Origin of the sequence: Sphingopyxis sp. TUF1 (assembly GCF_036687315.1) — a bacterium.
Classification (GTDB): Bacteria; Pseudomonadota; Alphaproteobacteria; order Sphingomonadales; family Sphingomonadaceae; genus Sphingopyxis; species Sphingopyxis kveilinensis.
Genome location: NZ_CP144683.1, coordinates 2,517,050 through 2,541,058 on the forward strand (window position 1 = coordinate 2,517,050; position 24,009 = coordinate 2,541,058).

General features: G+C 64.8%; 24 protein-coding genes and 1 tRNA gene. 14 read left to right on the plus strand and 11 right to left on the minus strand.

Annotation, left to right across the window (positions count from 1 at the left end):
- Positions 1-70: 70 nt before the first annotated feature.
- Both glp and moaC read right to left on the minus strand, forming a co-directional pair.
- Entirely contained in the window at positions 71-1,261 is a 1,191-nt protein-coding gene (gene glp / locus VSX77_RS11900) for a gephyrin-like molybdotransferase Glp (protein ID WP_338424821.1), read from the minus strand.
- A complete protein-coding gene (gene moaC, locus VSX77_RS11905) occupies positions 1,258-1,731 on the minus strand; it encodes a cyclic pyranopterin monophosphate synthase MoaC (protein ID WP_338424822.1) in 474 nt (157 codons plus the stop codon). The genes glp and moaC overlap by 4 nt, the downstream gene beginning before the upstream one ends.
- A 294-nt stretch (positions 1,732-2,025) precedes the next feature.
- Here moaC and VSX77_RS11910 point away from each other — a divergent pair, with 294 nt between their 5' ends.
- Complete coding sequence (locus tag VSX77_RS11910; protein WP_338424823.1) at positions 2,026-2,949, plus strand: alpha/beta fold hydrolase; 924 nt, start codon at positions 2,026-2,028, stop codon at positions 2,947-2,949.
- Between the two features lie 32 nt (positions 2,950-2,981).
- On the opposite strand, the gene VSX77_RS11915 is transcribed toward VSX77_RS11910, so the two are convergent.
- The gene (locus tag VSX77_RS11915; protein ID WP_338424824.1) at positions 2,982-3,395 is read right to left on the minus strand and encodes a hypothetical protein; all 414 of its coding nucleotides are present in this window, start codon (positions 3,393-3,395) and stop codon (positions 2,982-2,984) included.
- A gap of 6 nt (positions 3,396-3,401) precedes the next feature.
- Here VSX77_RS11915 and VSX77_RS11920 point away from each other — a divergent pair, with 6 nt between their 5' ends.
- Complete coding sequence (locus VSX77_RS11920) at positions 3,402-4,559, plus strand: serine hydrolase domain-containing protein (protein WP_338424825.1); 1,158 nt, start codon at positions 3,402-3,404, stop codon at positions 4,557-4,559.
- 168 nt (positions 4,560-4,727) lie between these two features.
- On the opposite strand, the gene trpC is transcribed toward VSX77_RS11920, so the two are convergent.
- From trpC to VSX77_RS11940, 4 genes are read right to left on the minus strand one after another with little or no spacing between them, the layout of a single operon-like run.
- Positions 4,728-5,513: an indole-3-glycerol phosphate synthase TrpC gene (gene trpC / locus VSX77_RS11925; protein ID WP_338424826.1), complete on the minus strand. Its 786-nt coding sequence runs from the start codon at positions 5,511-5,513 to the stop codon at positions 4,728-4,730.
- Entirely contained in the window at positions 5,510-6,508 is a 999-nt protein-coding gene (gene trpD, locus VSX77_RS11930; RefSeq protein ID WP_338424827.1) for an anthranilate phosphoribosyltransferase, read from the minus strand. The genes trpC and trpD overlap by 4 nt, the downstream gene beginning before the upstream one ends.
- Entirely contained in the window at positions 6,505-7,095 is a 591-nt protein-coding gene (locus VSX77_RS11935) for an anthranilate synthase component II (protein ID WP_338424828.1), read from the minus strand. Before VSX77_RS11935 ends, trpD begins: the two co-directional genes overlap by 4 nt.
- 59 nt (positions 7,096-7,154) lie before the next feature.
- Positions 7,155-8,435 carry a DUF3089 domain-containing protein gene (locus tag VSX77_RS11940; protein WP_338424829.1) on the minus strand — a complete coding sequence of 427 codons (1,281 nt, stop codon included), beginning with the start codon at positions 8,433-8,435 and terminating at the stop codon, positions 7,155-7,157.
- A gap of 202 nt (positions 8,436-8,637) precedes the next feature.
- On the opposite strand from VSX77_RS11940, the gene VSX77_RS11945 reads away from it, so the two are divergent.
- The 8 genes from VSX77_RS11945 (at position 8,638) to VSX77_RS11980 (ending at position 17,827) form a co-directional block, all read left to right on the plus strand.
- Positions 8,638-10,413 (plus strand): DUF4153 domain-containing protein, encoded by a 1,776-nt coding sequence (locus VSX77_RS11945; protein ID WP_338424830.1) that lies wholly within the window; start codon positions 8,638-8,640, stop codon positions 10,411-10,413.
- Between the two features lie 65 nt (positions 10,414-10,478).
- Entirely contained in the window at positions 10,479-10,781 is a 303-nt protein-coding gene (gatC, locus tag VSX77_RS11950) for an Asp-tRNA(Asn)/Glu-tRNA(Gln) amidotransferase subunit GatC (RefSeq protein WP_293643946.1), read from the plus strand.
- On the plus strand, positions 10,781-12,262 hold the full coding sequence (gene gatA, locus VSX77_RS11955) for an Asp-tRNA(Asn)/Glu-tRNA(Gln) amidotransferase subunit GatA (RefSeq protein WP_338424831.1): 1,482 nt from the start codon (positions 10,781-10,783) through the stop codon (positions 12,260-12,262). Before gatC ends, gatA begins: the two co-directional genes overlap by 1 nt.
- Positions 12,263-12,360: 98 nt before the next feature.
- On the plus strand, positions 12,361-13,827 hold the full coding sequence (gene gatB, locus VSX77_RS11960) for an Asp-tRNA(Asn)/Glu-tRNA(Gln) amidotransferase subunit GatB (protein ID WP_338424832.1): 1,467 nt from the start codon (positions 12,361-12,363) through the stop codon (positions 13,825-13,827).
- Between the two features lie 11 nt (positions 13,828-13,838).
- Positions 13,839-15,170, plus strand: coding sequence for an amidohydrolase family protein (locus VSX77_RS11965; RefSeq protein WP_338424833.1), 1,332 nt, complete (start codon positions 13,839-13,841; stop codon positions 15,168-15,170).
- Between the two features lie 149 nt (positions 15,171-15,319).
- Entirely contained in the window at positions 15,320-16,063 is a 744-nt protein-coding gene (locus VSX77_RS11970) for a hypothetical protein (protein ID WP_338424834.1), read from the plus strand.
- Positions 16,060-17,235 carry a M48 family metallopeptidase gene (locus VSX77_RS11975; protein WP_338424835.1) on the plus strand — a complete coding sequence of 392 codons (1,176 nt, stop codon included), beginning with the start codon at positions 16,060-16,062 and terminating at the stop codon, positions 17,233-17,235. Before VSX77_RS11970 ends, VSX77_RS11975 begins: the two co-directional genes overlap by 4 nt.
- 1 nt (position 17,236) lies before the next feature.
- The gene (locus VSX77_RS11980; protein ID WP_338424836.1) at positions 17,237-17,827 is read left to right on the plus strand and encodes a hypothetical protein; all 591 of its coding nucleotides are present in this window, start codon (positions 17,237-17,239) and stop codon (positions 17,825-17,827) included.
- A gap of 34 nt (positions 17,828-17,861) precedes the next feature.
- Here VSX77_RS11980 and VSX77_RS11985 read toward each other — a convergent pair whose 3' ends face one another.
- Complete coding sequence (locus tag VSX77_RS11985; protein ID WP_338424837.1) at positions 17,862-18,059, minus strand: hypothetical protein; 198 nt, start codon at positions 18,057-18,059, stop codon at positions 17,862-17,864.
- Between the two features lie 167 nt (positions 18,060-18,226).
- Here VSX77_RS11985 and VSX77_RS11990 point away from each other — a divergent pair.
- Positions 18,227-18,311 (plus strand) — tRNA-Leu (locus tag VSX77_RS11990).
- A gap of 90 nt (positions 18,312-18,401) precedes the next feature.
- The gene (tig, locus tag VSX77_RS11995) at positions 18,402-20,006 is read left to right on the plus strand and encodes a trigger factor (RefSeq protein WP_338424838.1); all 1,605 of its coding nucleotides are present in this window, start codon (positions 18,402-18,404) and stop codon (positions 20,004-20,006) included.
- A 106-nt stretch (positions 20,007-20,112) separates the two neighbouring features.
- On the opposite strand, the gene VSX77_RS12000 is transcribed toward tig, so the two are convergent.
- Positions 20,113-20,787 (minus strand): TetR/AcrR family transcriptional regulator, encoded by a 675-nt coding sequence (locus VSX77_RS12000; RefSeq protein WP_338424839.1) that lies wholly within the window; start codon positions 20,785-20,787, stop codon positions 20,113-20,115.
- Positions 20,788-20,811: 24 nt separating this feature from the next.
- Between VSX77_RS12000 and VSX77_RS12005 the strand changes: the two genes are divergently transcribed.
- Positions 20,812-22,071: a serine hydrolase domain-containing protein gene (locus VSX77_RS12005; protein WP_338424840.1), complete on the plus strand. Its 1,260-nt coding sequence runs from the start codon at positions 20,812-20,814 to the stop codon at positions 22,069-22,071.
- Here the strand turns inward: VSX77_RS12005 and VSX77_RS12010 are convergent.
- Entirely contained in the window at positions 22,050-22,667 is a 618-nt protein-coding gene (locus tag VSX77_RS12010; RefSeq protein WP_338424841.1) for a DNA-3-methyladenine glycosylase family protein, read from the minus strand. The two genes, VSX77_RS12005 and VSX77_RS12010, sit on opposite strands and share 22 nt — an antisense overlap.
- A 101-nt stretch (positions 22,668-22,768) precedes the next feature.
- Between VSX77_RS12010 and VSX77_RS12015 the strand changes: the two genes are divergently transcribed.
- Positions 22,769-23,086, plus strand: coding sequence for a 2Fe-2S iron-sulfur cluster-binding protein (locus VSX77_RS12015; protein WP_338424842.1), 318 nt, complete (start codon positions 22,769-22,771; stop codon positions 23,084-23,086).
- 122 nt (positions 23,087-23,208) lie between these two features.
- Here VSX77_RS12015 and rlmB read toward each other — a convergent pair whose 3' ends face one another.
- Entirely contained in the window at positions 23,209-23,973 is a 765-nt protein-coding gene (gene rlmB, locus VSX77_RS12020; protein WP_338424843.1) for a 23S rRNA (guanosine(2251)-2'-O)-methyltransferase RlmB, read from the minus strand.
- Positions 23,974-24,009: the final 36 nt, after the last annotated feature.

Here is a 24,009-nt window from a genome sequence, read left to right on the forward strand (position 1 = left end):
CATTCTCCATGAAGGCCTGAAGCCTCAGGCCGGACATAGCAGGAACGATAGTGGAACAAAGCGGAACTTGTCAAGCGATCGCGATATAACCCGCGACATCGCCCGCGGCCTGCGCCGGCGCGTCGATGTCGCGGATCAGCAATGCATTGGCCGCGGCAAGGGGGAGCGTGCGGCCGCTGTCCTGCCCTACGAGTGGAGTGATCTGCCCGCGTTCGATCCGAGCGCGCAGATAGTCGCGGCGTGGTCCCCCCGCGTCCAGCGGTGTGGCGAGCGGGGCGCGCTGCACCGCTGGTAACGGCGCGCGCGCGCCGGCGAGGTGGCGGACAAGCGGGAGGAGGAACAGCGTCGCGGTGACAAAGGCCGACGAGGGATTACCTGGCAGGCCGAGCAGGATCGCCTCGCCCAGCATTCCGGCGATCAGCGGCTTGCCGGGCTTCATCGCGATCTTCCAGAAATCCAGCCGACCGCCCGCGTCGTCGAGCGCATCGCGAACATGATCATGATCGCCGACCGACGCCCCCCCGACCGTAACGATGATGTCGTGATGCCGCGCCAGCTCGCTGAGCACCCTCGCAAGTGTCGTGCGGTCGTCGCGGACGTGGAGCGGCTGCACGGGTGCGGCGACCTCGCCCGCAAGCATCGCGGCAAGCATCACGCCGTTGCTGTCGGGGATCTGGCCGGGGCCGAGGATGCGGCCGGGCGCGACCAACTCGTCGCCGGTGGTGAGGATTGCGACGCGCGGACGGATGCCGACGGTAAGCGCAGCCGCGCCGCTCATCGCCGCGGTCGCAATGGCGCCGGGCGTCAAGCGTGATCCTGCCCTAAGCAGCGCGTCGCCTGCCGCGAAATCGGCAGCACGTACGCGGATGTGGCGCCCTCGGCTGCGCGGCCCGTCGCCCGTCAGGATCAGCCGGTCGCCGTCGCGCGCGACATCTTCCTGCACGATCACCGTATCGGCGCCGGGCGGGACGGTCGCGCCAGTGAAGATGCGCAGTGCCTCGCCGACGCCGACCGCGCTGTCGGGCGCCGCCCCCGCTGCCACCTCGCCCGTCACCGTCCAAGGGCCGGGCAGGTCGTCGAAGCGGATTGCATAACCATCCATCGCCGACAGCGCCGCGGCAGGCTGGTCGCGCTGCGCCACGACATCGGCGGCGAGATAGCGGCTATGCGCGTCGGCAAGCGCGACCGTCTCCCTGGCGAGCGGCGCGCGCAGCTCCAGCAGACGCGCCTGCGCCTCCTCGACGGGAAGCAAGGCGCTCATTCGGCGCGCCAGTCGCCCGAGCGGCCGCCGCTCTTTTCGAGAAGGCGGATGTCGCCGATCACCATCGCGCGGTCGAGCGCCTTGGCCATGTCGTAGAGGGTGAGCAGCGCGACCGAAGCGGCGGTCAGTGCCTCCATCTCGACCCCCGTCGGCCCGCTGGTCGCGGCGGTCGCCGTCACCGCAATTCCATCTACCTGCCACGCAAAATCGACGGTCACGCTGGTGAGCGCGAGCGGGTGGCAGAGCGGAATGAGGTCGGCGGTGCGCTTGGCGGCCATGATGCCCGCGATGCGCGCGGTCGACAGCACATCGCCCTTGGGCGCGTTACCGGTGCGGATCGCGTCGAGCGCCGCCGTAGTCATGGTGATGCGCCCGCCAGCAACGGCGTGACGCTGCGTTGCGGGTTTGGCGCCGATATCGACCATATGCGCCGAGCCGCTGTCGTCGAGGTGAGTCGGTTTGATTGTCATGCAATGGAGCGAAGCAAGGCGGGGCGCGAAAGGCAAGGGCGATGGGGAACGTGGGGCTGCAGACGGGCGATACGATGTCCGGAAGCGACCAGAAGCGGGCATAAAATCCTCCCTGTCGCGCAGCGATGGGGAGGGGGACCGCGCCCGAAGGGCGTGGTGGAGGGGCGACAAACCACCCCTAAAACGACATCCGCCCTTTCGGCTAACGCAACAGCCCCCTCTCCCGTTGCGGCTTGCCAGCCGCCGCGATCCTCGCCAGATTGGTTTTGAAACGAAACCAAGGGAGCGGAGCCGATGATCGGCGATTTCGAGCAGCAGCGGGTGACACTTTCGACCGGAGTCGAACTCGACGTCGTCGATATGGGGCCGAAGGACGCACCCGTGCTGATCTTCCTCCACGGCTTTCCCGAATCGCATCGCACCTGGCGTCATCAACTGCCGCATTTTTCGCGTCGGTTTCGCTGCATCGCGCCCGATCAGCGCGGCTACCGTGGGTCGTCGAAGCCGCAGGAGGTCGACGCCTATACCCCCGACAAGCTGATCGCCGACATCTTCGCGCTCGCCGATGCGCTGGGCGTCGACAAATTCACGATCGTCGGGCACGACTGGGGCGGCGCGATCGCGTGGGGCGTGGCGCTGGGCGGTCAGCCGGGCGGGCTGCATCCGGGGTGGGCAGGGCGTGTCACGCGTGCGGTGATCGCCAATGCGCCGCACCCCGCAATCTTTCAGCGTCTGCTCGCCACCAACACTGAACAGCGCGCCGCAAGCCAATATATCCGCACCTTTCGCGACCCCGCGAGCGATGCGATCATCGCCGAGCACGGCCTTGCGGGCCTGCTCGCTCACGCCTTTGCAGGAAAAGTGCCGAGCGGCGGGCTGCAACCCGCCGATGAGATCAAGCGCCTGCTTAAGGATTGGGAGGATCGCGACGCCTGCCGCGCGATGGTCAACTGGTATCGCGCCTCGCCACTCGTAGTTCCCCCGATGGACGAACCCTATGCCGAGCCGCCCGCGGTGTCGTTCCCGAAGCTCAATATTCCGACGCTGGTGATTTGGGCGCTCGACGATGTCGCGTTGCCGCCGTGCAACCTTGACGGACTGGCAGAGCTGGTCCCCGGCGTCACCATCGTCAAAGTGCCGGATTGCGGGCATTTTGTGCCGTGGGATGCGCCCGATGCGGTCAACGCGGCGATGGATGCGTTTCTGGCCGGGGATTGACCCGGCCTTTGCGGGCGTCGCTCGCTTTCAGCCTAGTTTTCGGGCGTGAACAGGCAGCCGCTCGCGCCAGCATAGCGCGCGCCGCGCGACGCGAGCAGCGGGACGTTGCCGATGACTGTCTTGGTTTCGGGGTCTTCGCTCAGCGACACCATTTCCATCCCCGGTTCGAAATCGCTCTGGCAGCTTTCGAGGCTGCGTCCCTGAACATAGCGGCACGAGCAGCCGATGCGCGCCGCATAGGCCGCGCCCAGTTCGGCCTGCGCCTTGAACGCAGGGAATTTCCAGATCGCAAACCCCGCGAGCAAAACGCCGACGATCAGCGCCCACGGCAGGCAGCCACCCCAGCGGCTCGGCGTCTTGCGCGTCGGAGCCGGGGCGGGCGAGGGTGCCGGCGCGGGCGGCGGTGTCGCGCCCGTTGATGGGCCGGTGGGGTTGGTGCTATTCATCCGCCCATGATGATGAAAATACGGCTGCTGGCAAGTGTCGCCCTCGCGATGCTCGGCGCCTGGTCGCTGACGCAGGCGGCGGGGCAGGGCAGCCTCGCGCCCGCATCGCCGGGGCCCAAGTTCGGACTGTCGATCGACGATGTTGCCCCGGCGAATGGACCGTCCGCGCTCCCCGCCTTGCCCGCGGCGATTCGCGCGCGCGCCGACGCGCTGTTCACCGATGCCGAGGCGGCGGGGCAGACGCGCGCGCTGCTGGTGCTGCAAGACGGCGAGCTGATTTACGAGCGCTATGCCGCGGGATTCGGCCCCAATACCAAGCTCATCAGCTGGTCGATGGCCAAAAGCATCACCGCGGTACTCACCGGCTTTCTTGTCGCCGACGGGCAATTGTCGCTCGACGGGCCAGCCCCCGTTGCGGCGTGGCAACGAAGTGGTGATCCGCGCGGCTCGATCACGCTCCGTCACCTGCTCCACATGTCGTCGGGGCTCGAGCACGTCGAAAATGGCGATCCCGTGTGGGACGGCGATACCGTCGCGATGCTGTTCGGCGGCGGTGCAGGCGACATAGCGGGTTTTGCCGAGGCCAAGCCCGCGGCGGCGCAGCCCGGTGAAGTTTTCAACTATAGCTCGGCGACCAGCGTCATCCTGGCAGACATCATCGCCGACACGCTAACCCCGTCGGAAAGCCCCGAGGCGCGGCGCGATGCGATGCGCGACTTTATTGCCGGGCGGCTTGTCGAACCGCTCGGCATGTCCAGCCTGACGCCCGAATTCGACGCAACGGGCACGATGATCGGCGGGTCGATCATGCACGCGACCGCCCGCGACTATGCCCGCTTCGGCGAGTTTCTGCGCAACAGGGGGGTGGTGGGCGGCCAGCGGCTGCTTCCTGAAAGCTGGATGCGCTTCATGCTGACGCCGTCGGCGAACGATGCGGGCTACGGCGGACATATCTGGCTCAACCGCCGCCGCCCCCCGGGCGCGGAGCCCGCGCTCTGGCCCGATCGCGGCCCTAACGACCTGTTCGCGTGCATCGGGCATCAGGGGCAGTATATCATCGTCTCGCCGTCGCAGCGCGTGACGATCGTACGTCTTGGCGTCACCACGGACGACCAGTTCCCCGCGCTGCGCCAGCGTCTGGCGGATTTGACCGCGGCGCTTTGAGAGTGTTTGGGCGGGGCGGCTGGAAGCGACCGATAGTTGCCGTCGCCCCCGCGAAGGCGGGGGCCGCTGTCGGTTTACGCAGCGACGCGGGAAAAGGCCGACGGCGGCCCCCGCCTTCGCGGGGGCGACGGGCAATTTGAACGTCAGCTTCCCACCCCAAAGGGGACCTCAACCTCCAAGCAGCGCCTTCGTGGCCGCCGTGACGTCGCTTCGGCGCATCAGGCTCTCGCCGACGAGGAAGCTTTTTACACCGCTGGCGGCGAGGCGCGCGCAGTCGGTGTGGGTGGCAATGCCGCTTTCGCCGACGATCAATGTGCCCGCCGGGACAAGTTTGGCCAACCGTTCGGTGACGCCAAGGTCGGTTTCGAAGGTGCGAAGGTCGCGGTTGTTGACGCCGATCAGGCGCGATCGGAGCTGGGTGAGCGCGCGGTCCAGTTCGGCTTCGTCATGGACTTCGACCAGCACATCCATGCTGCGTTCGAGCGCCGCGGCCTCAATCTCACGCATCGCGCCGTCGTCCAGCGCGGCGACAATGATGAGGATCGCGTCGGCGCCGATCGACCGCGCCTCGGCGACCTGCCACGGGTCGATCATGAAATCCTTGCGCAGCACGGGTAGCGGGCAGGCGTTGCGCGCGGCGATCAGATAATCCTCATGCCCCTGAAAATAGGGCGCATCGGTGAGCACCGAGAGGCAGGCCGCGCCGCCCGCGGCATAGGCGCGGGCATGGTCGGCGGGATTGAAATCCTGGCGAATCAATCCTTTGGATGGCGACGCTTTCTTGATTTCGGCGATCAGCGCGTAGCCGCCCGCGTCGATCTTTGCCTGTAGCGCGGCGGCGAAGCCGCGCACCGGCCCGGCGTCCACCGTATCGAGGTCGGTAAGCGAACGCCGCGCGCGGCGTTCGGCGACTTCGGCAGCCTTGGTCTCAAGGATCTGGGTGAGTTTGTTCATTTATACGCGATCCAGCAGTTGAGCAGCGCGTTGGCCAGTCCCTTGTCGATCGCTTCGGCGGCTTCCTCGACCCCGTCGATCATGTTGTCGACCGCGCCCGCGACGATCAGCGCCTCGGCGGCATTGTAGAGCACGGCATCGCGATAAGCGCCCGTTTCGCCTTCGAGCAGGCGGCGCAGCGCGCGCGCGTTGAACGCGGCATCGCCGCCGCGGATTTCGGCGAGCGAGCGCGTCGGCAGCCCGGCGTCGGCCGCGCTGCTGCGCTGCATCCGCACGCCTTCGGCCGTGACGACCGCGACCTCGTTACCGCCCGCGAGCGACAGTTCGTCAAGGCCCTCGTCGCCCGAAATCACGCGCGAATGATCGGTGCCGAGCCGGTGCAGCGCCTCGGCATAGACGGCGACATAGGCGGGGCGCGCGATGCCGACGAGCTGGCGCGTCACCCGCGCCGGGTTGGCGAGCGGCCCCATCAGATTGAAGATCGTCCGCCGCCCGATCGCCTTGCGGATCGGCATGATACGCTTCATCGCCGGGTGCCGTGTGCCTGCGAAGAGGAAACAGATGCCGAGGTCGGCGAGCTGTTCCTCGGCCTGGCGGTCCGCGCGCTCCATGTCGAGACCGAGTGCCTCCAGCGTATCGGCGGCACCCGATTTCGACGACGCTGCGCGATTACCGTGCTTTGCGACCGGAACTTCGCACGCCGCGACGACGATCGACACCGCGGTCGAGACATTCAATGTGTGATGGCCGTCGCCGCCCGTGCCGCATACGTCGATCGCGCCCGCTGGCGCCTCGATGGGGATCAGCCGATCGCGCATCGCCTGTGCCGCGGCAGCGATTTCGACCATCGTTTCGCCGCGTTCGGCGAGCGCGACCAGAAAGTCGGCGACCTGCTCGTCGCTCGCGCCGCCGTCGAGCATCGTCGCAAAGGCTTCGGCGGCCTCGTCATGATCGAGCAGCGCCGACGGATCGGGAAACGGCCCGAACCGGCTCATGCTGCTTGCCGCTCGCGAACGGGTAGCCCGGCGATCTGGAGGAAGTTGGCGAGCATCGCATGGCCATGTTCGGTCGCGATGCTTTCGGGGTGAAACTGGACGCCGTGGATCGGCAGATCGGCGTGGCGGAAACCCATCACCGCGCCGTCGTCGCTCGTTGCGTTGATGATCAGGCAGTCCGGAATATCGACGACCTCAAGGCTGTGATAGCGCGTCGCCTGAAAGGGCGAGGGGAGCCCCGCGTAAAGTCCGCTGCCGTCGTGGCAGACGGGCGAGGTTTTGCCGTGCATCAGGTGGCCCCGCTGCACCGTGCCGCCGAAATGCTGGCCGATCGCCTGATGACCAAGGCACACGCCGAGCAGCGGGCGCGCCGCATCGGCGCAGGCGGCGACAAGGTCGAGGCTGATACCCGCTTCATTGGGGGTGCAGGGGCCGGGCGAGATCAGCATCGCCTCGGCGCCCGTCGCGAGCGCCGCGGATGCGGAGAGCGCATCGTTGCGCTCGACGCGCACGTCGGCGCCCAGCTCGATCAGATAGTGAACGAGGTTGAAAGTGAAGCTGTCATAATTGTCGATGACCAGGATCATGCGCGCGCCCTAACCATTTTGCGGCGACGGGGGAAGCGCGGAGGGGGAAAATCCCGGCATCAGTTTCTATCCGCTTCCGCGGACGCGGGCGCAGCCAACGGCGCCGCGGCAGGCGGCACGGGCGACGGCTTGCCTTCATAGGCGGCAAGGCGGCGCAGCGCGTCGGCGCGGACATTCGCCCAGAACAGGGTGATGTCATAGACATGATAATTGTTGCCGGGCAGCACATAGCCCGCGACGACATAATCCTTCGCGACGTCAGCATCGCCGATCATCAGAAAGCCGCGCGTGTCGTCGCATGTTGCTCCGATCCGCCCGGCGATCAGCGCGCCCGACTTGAACCCTTCGGTGGGTTTCAGCGTGCCGATATTGGCCTCGGCCGGCGCGGCTGTATCGGGAATACCGGTCAGCGGATTGGTGCAGAGCATCCGCGTGTTCGCGCGCGGGCGACCGTCGAAACCGATCGTGCCGTCATAGGCATCGGTGACCATCACGGGGTCGGCGGGATCGGCGAACGTGGCCCAGCTGACGATGCACCCCTTTTGATCAGGGGTCTGGCACGCCGGAAGGCCGAGCGCGGCGATGTCGGTGTCGAGGCTGACCGGCCAGCCGATGACATAGGCCGCGACGATGCGCTTCGCGAGCGGGGTGCCTGCAATCTTGGTGCGGAGCAGGGTGGTCAGGTGGAGCGCGCCCTGGCTGTGGCCCGCGAGGATGATCGGCTTGTCCTTTGGTTGTGCGGCGAGGAAGGCGTCGAACGCTTCCTCGACGTCGCGATACGCCGAATCGATCGCCTTGCCCGCGGTCACGCGGTCGGTCGCGAGGAAGGCGCCCAGCGTCGCCTGCCGATAGCGCGGCGCCCAGATCTCGCCGGCGTCGGCGAAAGCGCTCGCCATGCCCTGCACGAACAGGTTGGCGCGGTGGTCCGAATCGCGGTCGCTGAGCGGCGCGTTCCAGCTCGATCGGCTGTAATAGCTCGTTGGGTGGACAAAGAAGACCGCGGCGTCGCCCTTGGGGAAGGGGGCTTCCTCGGAAGTTTCGGCGGCCTGCGCGCGTGCGATCAGCGGCTGGGCGGCTTTGTTTTCGGGCGCATCGCCCGGCGTTTCGCTCCCGTCGGCGGCGGGACGCCACGCCGCGGGATTTTTCTCCATTCCCGGCCGCGCGAACCACATCGCGGGATCGTCATAGGCGTTCGGCGCGACCGCGGCCTGCGGCGTGAACTCGGCGCTGGGGACAAAGGCGGTGCGTGCGATCCAGCCGGGGAAAAGTTGATACACAACCCCCGCGCCCAGCAGGAGGAGAATGATCGCGGCAATGAAATAGAGAAATTTGCGGGCCAAAGGGGGCTCCATGGGAGGGGGAGAGGAATCCGTAACTTCATTATCCGTTCGCATCGAGCGAAGTCGAGATGCCCGTCGGGCTGGGTTCGACGCCGACGGGTGTCTCGACTTCGCTCGACACGAACGGCAACGGGTTCGGTTCCTGTCAATCGTGCGCAGCTTTGACTTGCCGCGGGGTGCGAAACAAGCCCAGATGTGGGTCATGACCGACGCAGCTGCAACCGGCGCCGCCGCCGATTCGCCCTCGATCCAGCCGCGCCCATCTGCGCGCCTCGACGACAGCGACCCGCCATGGCCGCTGCGTCCGTGGATCATGGCGGCGATCTGCGCGACGGCAGGGCTGATCTTCTACTTGCTCGTCGATCATCGTTATCAAGACGCTCTGGCGCCATGGCGCAGCGCGCTCGCCGCGGCGGTCGCGGTGGCGACACTGGTGTTCGCGCTGGGCGTTGAACTCCGCCGCTGGCACTGGGCGCTCGGCTTTGCGCTGCTGTGGGGTGCAATTCTGGGACTGATCGCGTGGCAGACCGCGGCGTATAATCTGCAGGGCAATCCTGTCGAATGGCCCTTCTGGTCAGGGATGCTCGCGGTACTCGTCGCGACGCCCCTGTTCCAGACGCGCCGCGACGTCGCGCCCGACTGGCGCTTCTGGAAACTTTGGCAAATGCCGTACGAGCGGCTGCACGGCCATGCGTGGACTGACGCGGTGATCGGTGCAGCGAGCCTGGCGTTCGTGGGGATTACCTTCCTGCTCATCGTGCTGATCGGTCAGATGTTCAAGCTGATCGGGATCAACCTGATCTTCGATCTTTTGAACGACGAATGGTTCGGGTGGATGCTCGCGGGCGCGGCCTTCGGCGGCGCTGTCGGCTTGCTGCGCGAGCGCGACAAGCTCGTCGCCACGCTTCAGCGGCTGGTCATGATCGTGCTCGCGGTGCTGGCGCCGGTGCTGGCGGTCGCGCTCGTGCTGTTCCTGCTCTCGCTCGCGGGAACGGGGCTCCAGAAGCTGTGGGATTCGGGCTTTTCGACCGCGGCGCTTATGCTCGCGGCGGCGGCGTTCGCGGTGCTGCTCGCCAATGCCGTGATCGGCAACGGCCGCGACGACCGGGTGAACAACCCGGCGCTGCGCTGGGCGGCGCCGGTCCTTGCCGTCGCGGTGCTGCCGCTTGCGGTCATTGCTGTCTATTCGATGGGGCTGCGGATCGGCCAATATGGCTGGACGCCCGAGCGCATATGGGGCGCCATCGCGGCGGTGATTGCACTCGCTTACGGTAGCGGCGGCCTGTGGGCGGTGGTGCGGGGGCGTCGCCATTTCGACAACTGGCTGCGGCCGTTGCAGCAGGTTCTGGCGATCGGGCTGATGTTGTTCGCGCTCTTCCTCGCGCTGCCGATCGTCGATTTCGGGGCGATTTCGACGCGCGACCAGCTTGCGCGGCTCAAATCAGGGGCAGTGTCTGCCGAACAGTTCGACTGGGCGGCGATGGCCTTCGATTTTGGACCGAGCGGGCGCGCGGCGTTGGCGGAGCTGGCACGTTCGCCCGACAAGACGCGCGCCGACGCGGCAAAGGCGGCGCTGGCGGCGAAGAATCGCTGGGATCTGTCGGGGCCGCAGGGGGCGGCGTTGCTCACGCCGCTTGCCGAACGGCTGCGCGTCGTTCCCACCAACCGCCCGTTGCCCGCCGCGGCGCTCGATCGCATCGCTGGCAGCTATATGTGCAGCCGGGCAAAGGCGTGCGCCGCTGTGTGGCTGGCCGATGACCGGGTCGGCGTGCTGGGGCAGAATGAGGTCGGCGAGGCGCTGAGCTTCGACGTGGTGACGCAGGACGAGGCCGGGCGATGGATTGTCGGCGAACCGGCGAAGGCGGCGACGCGCGATCAGCCCAGCCTTGATCTGTCGAAAGCGCGGATCGAGATCGAGACGGTGCGGCAACGCCGGATCACTGTCGACGGCGTGCCGCAATCGGCGGCTTTCGATTAGCCCCGGCTTGAAGCGCACGGGGCAGGGTGCTAGCGGCGCCTCTTCTCCCGCAAAGGCAGGACTCAATGGCAATCGATCAGGCAACAGTGAGGAAAATCGCGTCGCTGGCGCGCATCGCGATCAGCGATGCCGAAGCCGCCGCGATGGAAGGCGAATTGAACGGCATCTTGGGCTGGGTTGAACAGCTTGGCGAGGTGGATGTGACCGGGGTCGAACCGATGACCGCGGTGATCCCAAATACGCTCCGGCTGCGTGACGATATTGTCGATGCCGACCCGCTGACCGGCGGCAACCGCCGTGACGATGTGCTGGCCAACGCGCCGGCGGCGATGCACGGCTTCTTTGGTGTTCCCAAGGTGATCGAATAATGAGCGAGTTGACCAACCTGACCGTCGCGCAGATCCGCGACGGGCACCGCGCGGGCGATTTCAGCGCCGTCGAAGTCGCTGAGGCTTTCAACGCCAATGTCGCGGGCGCGAAGGCACTCAATGCGTTTATCGTCGAGACGCCCGACCATGCGATTGCGGCAGCGAAGGTGGCCGACGCCGACCGCGCGGCGGGGACGCTCAAGCCGCTGTCGGGCGTGCCGATCGGAATGAAGGATCTGTTCTGCACCAATGGCGTGCAGACGACCGCGGCGAGCCATATGCTCGAAGGGTTCGTGCCGCGCTATGAATCGACGGTTTCGCAGAAATTGTGGGACGCGGGCGCGGGGATGCTGGGCAAGCTGAACCTCGACCAGTTCGCGATGGGGTCGTCGAACGAGACGAGCTATTTCGGCAATGTGATTTCGCCGTGGCGGCGCAAGGATGGCGGCAATGCCGCGCTCGCGCCAGGCGGTTCGTCGGGCGGCAGCTCGTCGGCGATCGCGGCGCGGCTTTGCCCCGCGGCGACGGGGACCGACACCGGCGGCTCGATCCGCCAGCCCGCCGCCTTCACCGGCATTTCGGGGATCAAGCCGACCTATGGCCGCTGCTCGCGTTGGGGAATCGTTGCCTTTGCAAGTTCGCTCGATCAGGCGGGGCCGATGGCGCGCGACGTGCGTGACTGCGCGATCATGCTCGAGAATATGGCGGGCTTCGATCCGAAGGATGCGACGAGCCTTGACCTGCCCGTGCCCAATTGGGAAGCGGCTTTGTCGAGCGATCTTAAGGGCAAGACGGTCGGGATTCCCAAAGAATATCGCCTGGAGGGCATCGATCCCGAGATCGACGCGATGTGGGATGCGGGCATCGCGATGCTGAAGGATGCGGGGGCCGCGGTCGTCGAGATCAGCCTGCCGCACACGAAGTACGCGTTGCCCGCTTACTATATCATCGCGCCCGCCGAGGCTTCGTCGAACCTCGCGCGCTATGACGGCGTGCGGTACGGGCTGCGCGACCTGCCCGACGGGGCGGGGTTGCAGGACATGTACGCCGCGACGCGCGCCGACGGTTTCGGGGCAGAGGTCAAGCGCCGCATCATGATCGGCACCTATGTGCTGTCGGCGGGCTTCTACGACGCCTATTATACGCAGGCGCAAAAGGTTCGAACGCTGATCGCGCGCGATTTCGAGCAGGCTTTTGCGTCGTGCGATGTGATCCTCGCGCCGACCGCGCCGTCGGCGGCGTTCGGGCTCGGCGAGAAGATGGCCGATCCGCTGGCGATGTACCTCAACGACGTGTTCGCGGTGCCCGCGAGCCTCGCAGGCCTGCCCGCGATGTCGGTCCCCGCGGCGCTGAACCGCGAAGGACTGCCGCTCGGCTTGCAGATCATCGGCCAGGCGTTCGACGAGCAGGGTGTGCTGAACGCGGGTCTGGCGATCGAGGAACGCGCCGGCTTTACGGCGCGGGCGGAGAAGTGGTGGTAAATTAGCGGTGTGCTCCCGCGAAGGCGGGAGCCCAGAGCGGCCTCGCGCCGCCCCGCACTGGGTCCCCGCCTTCGCGGGGACACATGAAGGAACGGATGATGTCTGATTATCGCATCAAGGGCGAAACCGGCGAGTGGGAGGTCGTGATCGGCCTTGAGGTCCATGCGCAGGTCACCTCCAACGCCAAGCTGTTTTCGGGCGCCGCGACGGCGTTCGGGGCCGAGCCGAACACGCAGGTGTCGCTGGTCGACGCCGCGATGCCGGGGATGCTGCCGGTGCCGAACCGCGAGTGCATCCGCCAGGCCGTGCGCACGGGCATGGCGATCGAGGCGCAGATCAACAAATGGTCGCGGTTCGACCGCAAGAATTATTTCTATGCCGACCTGCCGCAAGGTTACCAGATTTCGCAGCTTTATCATCCGCTTGTCGGCGAAGGTTCGCTGACGATCGCTGCCGATGAAAAGGCTGGGATTGCCACTGACAAGGTGATCGGGATCGAGCGTATCCATGTCGAGCAGGACGCCGGCAAGCTGATGCACGACCAGCATCCGACGATGTCGTACGTCGACCTCAACCGCTCGGGGGTCGCGCTGATGGAGATCGTCTCGCGCCCCGACATGCGCTCGCCCGCCGAAGCCGGCGCCTATGTGCGCAAGCTGCGCTCGATCCTGCGCTATGTCGGCTCGTGCGACGGCAATATGGAAGAAGGCTCGATGCGCGCTGACGTCAACGTGTCGGTCCGCAAGCCTGGCGACGAATTCGGCACGCGCACCGAGACCAAGAACGTCAATTCGGTACGCTTCGTGATGGCGGTGATCGAGGGCGAGGCGAAGCGCCAGGTCGCGCTGATCGAAAGCGGCGGCACCGTGGTGCAGGAAACGCGGCTGTACGACCCCGACCGCAACGAGACGCGCTCGATGCGCTCGAAGGAAGATGCGCATGATTATCGTTACTTCCCCGATCCCGACCTGCTGCCGCTCGAACTCGACGACGCGTTTCTGGCCGAGTGCCGCGAAAGCCTGCCCGAACTGCCCGACGCGAAGCGCGCGCGCTACCTGGCGGCGGGTATCAGCGCCTATAATGCCGATGTTCTGACCGCCGAGGTTGAGGCGGCGCGCTGGTTCGACGCGCTGCTCGACGCGGGGGCAAAGCCGGTGGCCGCGGCGAACTGGGTGACGAGCGAATTATTCGGCGCGCTTAATCGCATGGGCCGCGACATTTCGGACTCGCCGGTTTCGCCCGCGCAGGCGGCCGAGTTGCTCGGCCTCGTTGCCGACGGCACGATTTCGGGAACAATCGCTAAGCAGGTGTTCGAGAAGATGCTCGAAAGCGGTGACGGCGCGGCCGCCATCGTCGATCGCGAAGGGCTGAGGCAGACCAGCGATACCGGCGCGATCGAGGCCGAGATCGCCAAGGTTCTCTCCGCCAACGCCGACAAGGTCGAGCAGTATAAGGGCGGTAAGGAAGCACTGTTCGGCTTCTTCGTCGGCCAGACGATGAAGGCGATGCAGGGCAAGGCCAACCCGCAGGTCGTCAATGAGCTGTTGAAGAAGGCACTGGGCTGAGGTTGCGCGCGATGTTTCGCGCACTGCTGACCTTCTGGCTGCTCCTTGCCTGGGTCACACTCGCGCGCGCCGAGACGGTGGTTTTCACCGACGTCAACGTCGTGCCGATGGACACAGAGCGCGTGATTCCGCGCACGACGGTGATCGTCACCGACGGCGTGATCGCCAGCATCGGGATCAAGGCGAAGCTGCCGGCGGGAACGCCGGTCATCGACGGCAAGGGCGCGTGGCTGATTCCCGGCCTGGCCGACATGCACAATCATGTGACGAGCCGCGATGACCTGTCGCTGCTGCTCGCGAACGGCGTCACGACGATGCTCAACATGGGCGAGGCGACGAACAGCTTTGCCGGGCGCACGCGGATCGCGGTGAACGAGGGCAAGGTGCCGGGCCCGCAAATCTTCACCGCGCTCGCGATCGATGGCAGCCCGCAATATGGGCATCTGGTCATCGCGACGGCGGAGGACGCGCGCGCAATCGTCGGGATTGCGAAGGCCAACGGCTACAGCTTTCTCAAAGTCTATACCAACTTGTCGGCCGAGGCTTTTGCGGCGCTCGCCGACGAAGCCAAGATGCAGGGGATCGGCGTCGTCGGGCATAATGTAAAAGCGGTCGGCCTTGCGAAGCAGCTGGCCGCGGGGCAGGCAATGATCGCGCATGTCGAGGAATTTTTCTACGGCTTCTTCCCAGATCCGCCCGCGGATGACCAGAATGCCCCGCCCGACGAAGCGCGGATCGCCGATGCGATCGCGTTGGTGAAAGCGCACGGCGCATTCGTCACATCCGACCTGTTCACCTATCGCACGATCGCCGCGCAGTTTGGGAAGCCCGAAGTGGTGAAAGCCTATCTCGCGGCACCCGAGGCGCGCTATCTGTCGCCCGCCGACCGGATCGACTGGGCGCAGTCGGGCTATCAGAAAAAAGCGGTCGATCTGTCGCGGCGCGTGGCGTTCGAGGCACGCCTAGTGAAGGCGATGGCCGACGCCGGGGTTTCGCTGATCATCGGCGGCGATGCACCGGCGATCCCGGGACTGGTGCCCGGATTTTCGCTGCATAGCGAGATTGACACGATGCTGGCGGCGGGGCTGACGCCCTGGCAGGCGCTGTCGGCGGCAACGCGCGCGCCGGGCGAGTTCATCGCCAAGACCGTTCCGGGAGCGTCGAAGTTCGGCATCATCGCCCCCGGCTATCGCGCCGACCTGTTGCTCGTCGCCGAAAATCCGCTGGCGAATCCGACGACGCTGCGCGCGCCGCTGGGCGTGATGGCCCGCGGCCGCTGGCACAACGCTGCGGCGTTGGCAGCGATGCTGGGCGACGTCGCGGCGTTGCGCTTGGGGCGATGAATTTAGTTCAAAAGTGGATCAAATTTTTCGGCACGATACACCCTCAGTTTATTTTTTTTCTTGCGGCGTCTGAGGCTTTTTACGATGCATTCACTTGGGGGATAGGGAAGATTGCTTCCCGATTCTGAAATATCCGGGGGGGTTCGGGGATGCTGAATAAATGGCTGACAGCCGCCGTTCTGACGGTTTCATTTCTTATTGCGCTGCCAATAGCGTATGGGCAAGAAAAAGGCGCTGTGCGCGAGGGCTTTTCGGCGGAAACGCTGAAGGGAAAAAAGATACTGCTATTTCGCCCATCGGTTTGGGTGGGGGAACAATCGACCGGGGGAATCGGCGAACCCAACGCCGACTGGACCGCGCAGGCACGTGAGTTTCTGAACGCCGAACTGGCACGGCGTCAGGTCGAATTCACCAACGAATTGATCGTCGAGCCCGATCTGGTCGGCGAAGACGCGAAACTGTTTTCCGAGCATCGCGCCCTGTTCAATTCGGTCGCCAATTCGGTAGTGAATTATCAGTTCTTTCCGGGAAACAGGCTTCCGACCCGTAAGAACAAGGCCTTTGACTGGACACTTGGCGAAGGGACCAAGGCGATTGCCGAGCGTACCGGCGCACAATACGGTCTGTTTGTCCGAACCGAGGATCAATATGGCTCGTTCGGCCGAAAGATGTTCCAGGTTCTTGCTATTGGTTTGGTCGGCGCAGGCGTGAGTTCGGGGAAGCATGTTGGCTATGCCGGGCTTGTCGATCTGCAGAGCGGCGAGTTAGTGTGGCTGAACGCTGACGAACGGATGGGCGGCGACGTTCGGACCGAAGAGGGCATGCAAAAACGTGTCGGCCAATTGCTGGAGGATTTTCCGGGCCTGAAGCCGGTCGTGACGGCCGCCAAATGACGGTCCGGGCGATACTGGCGGCGTGGCTGCTGACGGCGGGACTTGGCCCAGCATCCGCGAAAAATGCGCAGTTCGAACGGCCGACTTATGCCGGCGCCTATGAGCCACAGGGTGTCGATGAGCGCGGCCTTTGGATGCAAGTTGACGAGTTCGAGCGGTCCTTTCGCGACTCTCCTCTGGTCATCCGCGACGAACGGCTCACGAAATATGTAAAGAGCGTCTTGTGCAAGGCGGTGGGGGGTGACCGCTGCGATGCCACGCGCATCTACGTCGTGCAGGACAAGCTTTTCAACGCCGGCATGTACCCCAACGGCTTCATGGTCGTGAACACGGGGTTGCTCGCACGCGTCTATTCCGAGGCGGAATTGGCTACGATACTCGGGCATGAGTTCGCGCATTTTGAACTGCGACACAGCCTCAACGGTTTCAAGGAACAACGAAAGGGCAGCGATGCGATGGCGTGGCTGGGCCTCGTCGGAGCGGCCGCGACGCAAGGCGCGTCTTTTGCCCAGACGGGAATCCTGTTTGGATTTTTCGGTTTCAAGCGGGCACAGGAGACCGAGGCGGATATTCTTTCTACAGAATATATTCGCGCTTCCGCCTATCCACTTCGAGCGTCGGTCGTGTGGAAGCGGTTGATGGAGGAAGAGACCGCGCTGCGCGAAGAGCGTAAGCAGCGCAGGATCAAGCGGCAAAACCCGGGACCGATCGATACGCACCCCACCGATCTGCAGCGTTTCACCTATTTTGCGGCGATCGAGAGCGAGCCCGGGGCGCTGGAGGGCGACGACGGGGCTGCGGCCTATCGCGAAGAGACGACGCGGGTTTTGCCGGCGCTGTTCGATAGCCTGGTCAAAGGCAATGAATTTGCGGCCGTCGACTATGTCATTCAGAGCCGGGCTCAGGCGCTTGGCTGGGACGGCTTGCTGCTCCATGCCCGCGGCGAACTCTACCGTTTGCGTGGCAATCCGCGCGACTTAGTAACGGCGCGGCAGTTCTACGAACAGGCAATCGCGACAGGTTCGGCGCCAGCCGAGGCGTGGCGCGGCGCCGGTCTGACGGCAATTCGCGGTGGTGATAGCGTAGCCGGCAAGGCGGCGCTGCAGGAATATCTGGTTCGAATGCCGAAGGCGTCAGACGCCACGGCGATGCAAATGCTGTTGGAGAATTGATATGGCTATCTATCGTTGTTCGATGATTTTTGCGGCCGCTGTGGTCGCAGCCTGGAGCCCGTCGGCAAAAGCGGGCTGGAAGCTGATGAGCGCGAAACAAACTGTCCAAGTCGACAGTCTTAAAGTGACGCCCGAACGCGACTGGAACCAAGGTGGCCGACCGGGCCAGCAGGGGCGGGTGTGGACTCAGGACGGTACTGGCCTCAACGCCCTCGAGTTTTTCTCGGCCATTCCGAACGGCGGGTCGCTGTACAAGGAACGCGACAAAAAGAATAACCCGATGCCTAAGTTTGACAGCAACCTGTTGCTGCCCGAACTCGCCGATTTTTTCGAACGCAGTTTTCGAGCGGCGAACCAATTGTCCGATTTTTCGATCGTGGAATCGGCACCGACCGATATCGGCGGAAGAAAAGGACTATTGGTCCGTTATCGGTACACCATGCCAAACGACGAACTTACGCGCTTGGGCGAGGCACGCCTAGCCGTGGTAGACGGCAAGCTGTTCGTCGCGAACTATTACGCGCCGCAGCTTCATTATTTCGAAGCCGGCCTGCCCGAAGCGCAAGCAATGATGCAGAGCGCACGATTCTGACGTGAACTGAAGAGTCGGTTCAGCGCGGCGCCCATCAAATCTGCTGCGGCGGCACTTCGTCCGGCCCGCGGCCGGGTTCGTCGATGTCGCCGCCACCCGGGCGGCCAGGTATTTCGGCGGGTTGCCCCGCGGGGTCCTCCAGCGGGGTCGGCTGGACCGGCTGTTCGGGCGGCGATTGCGGTTCGATCGTGTCGGGCTTGGGCTTGGGAAGCGGGTCGGGGCCGTTGGTCATGTCACTCTCCTTGGCTTCATCAACGAACGGGCACTATACACGTTCCGGCCGCGGATTTTGGGGCGGTGTGCCCTTGCCCTTGGCGGCGCGTCTGCTATAGCCCCGCGCGGCCCGCACGGGCGTGCGCGGCAGCGCATGATTTCGCGCACCCGGCCGAAAGCTCATGCGCGGGCGTGGCGGAATTGGTAGACGCGCTGGTTTTAGGTACCAGTATCGCAAGATGTGGGGGTTCGAGTCCCTTCGCCCGCACCACCCCCGTGAGCTGCAAGCCGGGACAAGGGGAACGCCGCCATTTGGTCGGGGTTCGGACAAGAGATTTTGAGCAAGGATAAGACCAAGGCAATGAAGACCGTCGAAACGCTGAACGAAGGCCTGAAGCGCGAATATCGCGTCACCATCACCGCCAAGGATATCGACGCACGCGTCGATGAGGAGGTGAAGAGCATCGCCCCGACCGTCCGTATGCCCGGTTTCCGCCCTGGCAAGGTGCCACCGAACCTCATTCGCAAGATGCACGGTGCCGCGCTGTCGGCCGACGCGCTCAACAAGGCGATTGACCAGGGCGTCAAGGACCTGATGGCAAAGGAAAAGCTGCGCCCGGCGCTTCAGCCCGCGGTGACGCTGGCCGATGGGTATGAAGCTGGCAAGGATGCCGAACTGACCGTTGCGCTGGAAGTGCTGCCTGAAATCGCCGCGCCGTCGATCGACGGGCTGAAGCTCGAGCGGCTGACCGTTCCCGCCGACGACAAGGCGGTGATGGCGAAGATCGAAGAATTCGCCGCGCAGATGAAGCGTTTCGAGGAAGCGCCGAAGACGAAGAAGGCCGCGGCGGGCGACCAGGTCATCATCGACTTCGCCGGCAGCGTCGACGGCACGCCCTTCGACGGCGGCACGGGCGAGGACATGGCGGTCGAAATCGGTTCGGGCCAGCTGATCCCCGGTTTCGAGGACCAGCTCGTCGGCGTCAAGGCGGGCGACGAAAAGGTGCTGAAGGTCACCTTCCCCGACGAATATCCGGTCGAGACTCTGAAGGGCAAGCCCGCCGAATTCGCCGTCACGGTGAAGGAAGTGAAGGTTCCGGCCGCGTCGAAGATCGACGACGAGTTCGCCAAGACGCTCGGCCTCGAAAGCCTCGACAAGCTGAAAGAGCTGATGAAGGATCAGGTCGAGCAGGAACTGAACGGCCTGACGCGCACCTATATGAAGCGCAAGCTGCTTGACCAGCTCGCTGCGAGCCACGACTTCGACGTGCCGCCGACGATGGTCGAGGCCGAATTCAACCAGATCTGGCAGCAGCTCGAGCATGAAGCGAGCCATGAGGAAGATCCCGAAGCCGCGAAGGCCGAGCTGGAGAGCGATCGCGAGGAATATCGCGCCATCGCCGTTCGCCGCGTCCGCCTGGGTCTGCTCCTCTCCGAAATCGGTCAGGCACATGGCGTGCAGGTCTCGCAGCAGGAGATGCAGCGCCTGATCATGCAGGCGGCGCAGCAGTATCGCCCCGAGGATCGCCAGCGGTTCGTCGAATATGTCCAGCAGGACGCGCTCGCCGCTGCGCAGCTCCGCGCCCCGCTCTATGAAGACAAGGTCGTCGACTTCCTGTTCGAAAAGGCGGAAATCACCGACCGCGAAACGACCCGCGAGGAGCTTGAGGCCGCGATCGAGGCCGACGACGACAACGGCCATGTCCACGGTCCGGGCTGCGGTCACGATCATGACGAAAAGCCGGCCAAAAAGGCGGCCGCGAAAAAGCCCGCCGCCAAGAAGGAAGCGGTGAAGGAAGAGGCCAAAGCCGAGGAAGCTCCTGCCAAGAAGGCGCCGGCCAAGAAGGTCGAGGCCAAAGCTGAGGACAAGCCGGCGGCGAAGAAGGCTGCTCCGGCAAAAGCTGCGGCCGGGAAGGCTGAGCCCGCCAAAAAGGCTCCGGCCAAGAAGGCCGCAGCGAAGAAATAAGCCCCTCGCTTCGCAAGAGACAAAAAAAGGCCGGGTGGACGATCCTCCGCTCGGCCTTTTTATTCGCATCGCCGGCCTCGGTTTAACCGCGGCGTGATGTCCTTTCTCACCCGGCGCGATGTCGATGCAGTTCGGCCACGCCCATGTCGGCGATTTTGACGAGCTCCGCCGCGGTGGCTCCGTCACGGGCCTGTACCGACATGCCTTGGATCAGTGCGCCCAAAAAGCGCGCAAGCGCTTCCACATCGGTATCGGCTCGCAGCGCGCCATCATCAACGCCGCGTTGCAATCGATCTCGAAACGCGGACAGCGTAGCGCCACGAAGCTGGGTCGTCGTTGCCGCAACCGGATCATTGTCCGACCCGCAATTCAGGAGAGCGGTCGAGATCATGCACCCGCGCGGCTGGTCGGATCGACAGAATTCCCGCGCTGAATCTCGAAGAATGCGGGTAAAGCCCGCTATGACATCGGCATCTTGCAGCGCTGCCGCGGTGGCCGCGCCAATCCATTGCTGATACCAGTGCAAGGTTTCCCCATATAACACTGCCTTGGAACGGAAAGCGGCGTAGAGGCTTTGCGGCGTGATACCCATAGCCGCCGTCAGTGTTGCGATTGACGTTCCTTCATAGCCATGCTGCCAGAACGTCCGCGCCGCGGTTTCCAGCGCGCGGTCGCGATCGAACGCGCGGGGGCGGCCGCGCGTTCGAGGCCCAGCTGGTTCATTATTTATCACAGTGATCACTCTGGAAATTGTGCTTTCCTCGATATAAGGAGCGATCATTCCTTATATCGGAGATGCGAAGCAATGCCCAACGCTTTTCTTTCCTTCGTTTCGTCAGCACTTGCCGCTGCCACCCCCGTCGTTCCGGCGCCGGACACCCAATTGGCGCATCGTCTGGATCTGGTGATCGAACGCTCGATCGCGGAAAAGAAGATCGTCGGAGCCGTGGTGCTTGTGGCCCGCGACGGCAGAGTCATCTATCGTCGCGCGGCCGGGTGGGCCGATCGGGAAGCAAGGCGGCCGATGCGTGAGGACGCGATTTTTCGTCTGGCTTCGGTTTCGAAACCGATCGTATCGGCAACCCTGATGCGGCTTGTCGAGGAGAAGCGCGTCAGTCTGGACGACAAGGTGACCAAATGGCTGCCCGACTTCAAACCCAAACTGGCGGACGGTCAAGCGCCTGACATCACGCTGCGACATTTGCTGACCCACACCTCTGGGCTGAGCTATCGATTCCTCGAGCCGAAGCACAGCGATTATCATCGATGGAACGTGTCCGACGGATTTGATCAGACTGGGCTGGACATGAAGGAGGCGCTGTACCGCCTCGGCAAGACAAGACTGGCCTTTCCCCCCGGGAAGGGCTGGCGATACTCGCTGGGAACCGACGTCATCGGCGCGGTGATCGAAAAGGCGACGGGTCAAAATTTGCCGAGCGCGGTTAAAACGAGGGTGACCGGACCGCTTAGGATGAACGATACCGGCTTTACCGTCCGCGATCTCTCGCGATTGGCTGTTGCTTACGCCGACGGGCAGCCTGAGCCGGTGCGCATGGCCGATGGCATGACGATTCCGATGGGCGAGGGGTCAGTCCGCTTTGCGCCGGGTCGGACCTTCGATTCCATTTCCTATCCGTCTGGCGGCGCGGGCATGGTTGGGACCGCGGACGATGTCATGCGCTTTTTGGAAAATATACGCCGCGGCGGAGGGACTATCCTGTCACCTGTCACGGTGACAGCTATGATGCGCGATCAAGTCGGCCCACAGGCACAGACGCAAGGCGAAGGCTGGGGCTTTGGTTATGGCTGGGCAGTGCTTGTCGATCCATCGGGAACCGGCACGCCGCAATCGCCTGGTACAATCCAGTGGGGCGGCGCCTACGGCCATAGCTGGTTTGTCGATCCCGCGCAGAAACTGACCGTCGTCGCTTTGACTAACACGGCACTGGAAGGAATGTCGGGTGCCTTTCCCGCGGCCGTTCGCGACGCGGTTTATGGCCGTCGCTCCGGATACGGCGCGAGCGAGGTTCCGGCAACAGCGGGTCAGATCACATCCATATTATAACAGTGCCAGCTGAAGATCGCGGCGGCGCCGCGGTGCGGGCGCCAAGTTTCGGCGAGTTCGCGCGCCTGCTTCTCGCTCGGCCGCCCGCCCAGTTGCAATATACGGCCGACGGCTTCCTGCACGGCAAGGTCGCCCGCGGGCCAGATGTCGGGGCGGCCTTCGGCAAAGAGCAGGTAGATTTCGGCCGACCAGCGCCCGATGCCTTTGACCTTGGTGAGCAGGGCGATCGCTTCTTCGTCGTCGGCGGGTAGCGCGTCGAACGTGAGTTCGCCGTCGAGTATCAGCTGCGCGAGGCTTTTGGCATAGCCTTGCTTCTGCCCTGACAGGCCGCACGCGCGGAGCGTGTCGAAATCGGCGGCGGCGATCACCTCGGCGGGACAGCCCGCGCCGAATTCAGCCTCCAGCTTGTTCCAGATCGATGTGGCCGCGGCGACGCTGACCTGCTGGCCGACGATGGTGCGCAGCAACGTCGTGTAGCCGCGGTCGCGGATGCGCGGTTCGGGATAGCCGGCGTTGCCGAGCGCGCGCGCGAAATTGGCATCCCTCGCCGCCAGCGCGTCAATTCCCGCGTTCAACTGCTGCTGGCTCAGGCCCATCGCATATTCTCCTTTTGTTCCGAAGGTCGCTGATAGCAACGCTTGATTTGGCAGGCAACGCGCGACATAGCGCCTGCGACAAGAAATCTATGGGGACGAGCATGGCCAAGCTGATTGTGGTGACGCGCGACGGCACCGAACATGAGATCCAAGGCGACACCAGCCTGACGGTGATGGAAAATATCCGCGACGCCGGGTTCGACGAACTGCTCGCGCTGTGTGGCGGCTGCTGTTCGTGCGCAACGTGCCACGTCCATGTCGAGGCGGGCGACAGGGACGCGATGCCGGCGATGAGCGAGGATGAGAACGACCTGCTCGATTCGACCACCGACCGCGACGAGACGTCGCGCCTGTCGTGCCAGATCCCGTTCAGCGACGCGCTCGACGGACTGAAGGTGCGGATCGCCGCGGAGGATTGACTATATTTCCTTCGTCATTGCGAGCGTAGCGAAGCAATCCAGGGCGGTGTACGCAGGCGCTGGATTGCCGCGTCGCCCCCGATCAAGTCCGGGGCTCCTCGCAATGACGATGGTTTAAAGTCTCAGCCTGCCGTCGCCACCGCGTAGAGCGCGATCGCGGCGGCGTTCGAGATATTGAGGCTCTCCATCCGCGGCGAGATGGGGAGTTTGGCGAGCACGTCGCAATGTTCCATCACATTGTGGCGCATCCCGTCGCCCTCGGAACCGAGCACCAGCGCGACCTTGCTGCCGTCGAGCGTTTCGCCCAGCGTCGTTTCGGTATCGCCCATCAGCCCGATGCGCCAATATTGCGCCTCGGCGATTTCCTCCAGCGCGCGCGACAGGTTGACGACGCGCACCCACGGCACGGTTTCGAGCGCGCCCGACGCCGAACGCGCGATGACGCCGCTTTCGGGCGGGCTGTGGCGGTCCTGCGTAATGATCGCCGCCGCGTCGAATGCCGCGGCCGAGCGCAGCACGGCGCCGATATTATGCGGGTCCGTGACCTGGTCGAGGATGACGAGCGGGCGCTTGCTTTCCGCATCGACCTCTTCCTGCAACAAATCGCCGAGATAGGTGCTCTCGAGCGGATCGACCTCGATCACCAGCCCCTGATGCGGCGCGTCGCGCGCGACGAGTCGCGCAAGGTCGGCGACGTCGGCGTAGCTGATGGGGACCACCGGCGGCAGGTCGAGCTGGCCGAGCGCTTCGCGCGTGCCCCAGATGCGCTTGACGGTACGGTCGGGGTTGGCGAGCGCGGCAACGACGGCGTGACGGCCCCAAAACCGGACAGCCTGTCCGCGCTGGTTTCCGCCCGTCGGGCGGCGATGGCGGGAAAATTGTCTCATGGCCGCGCCTTTCCCATGACTGCCATTGACAGGCAA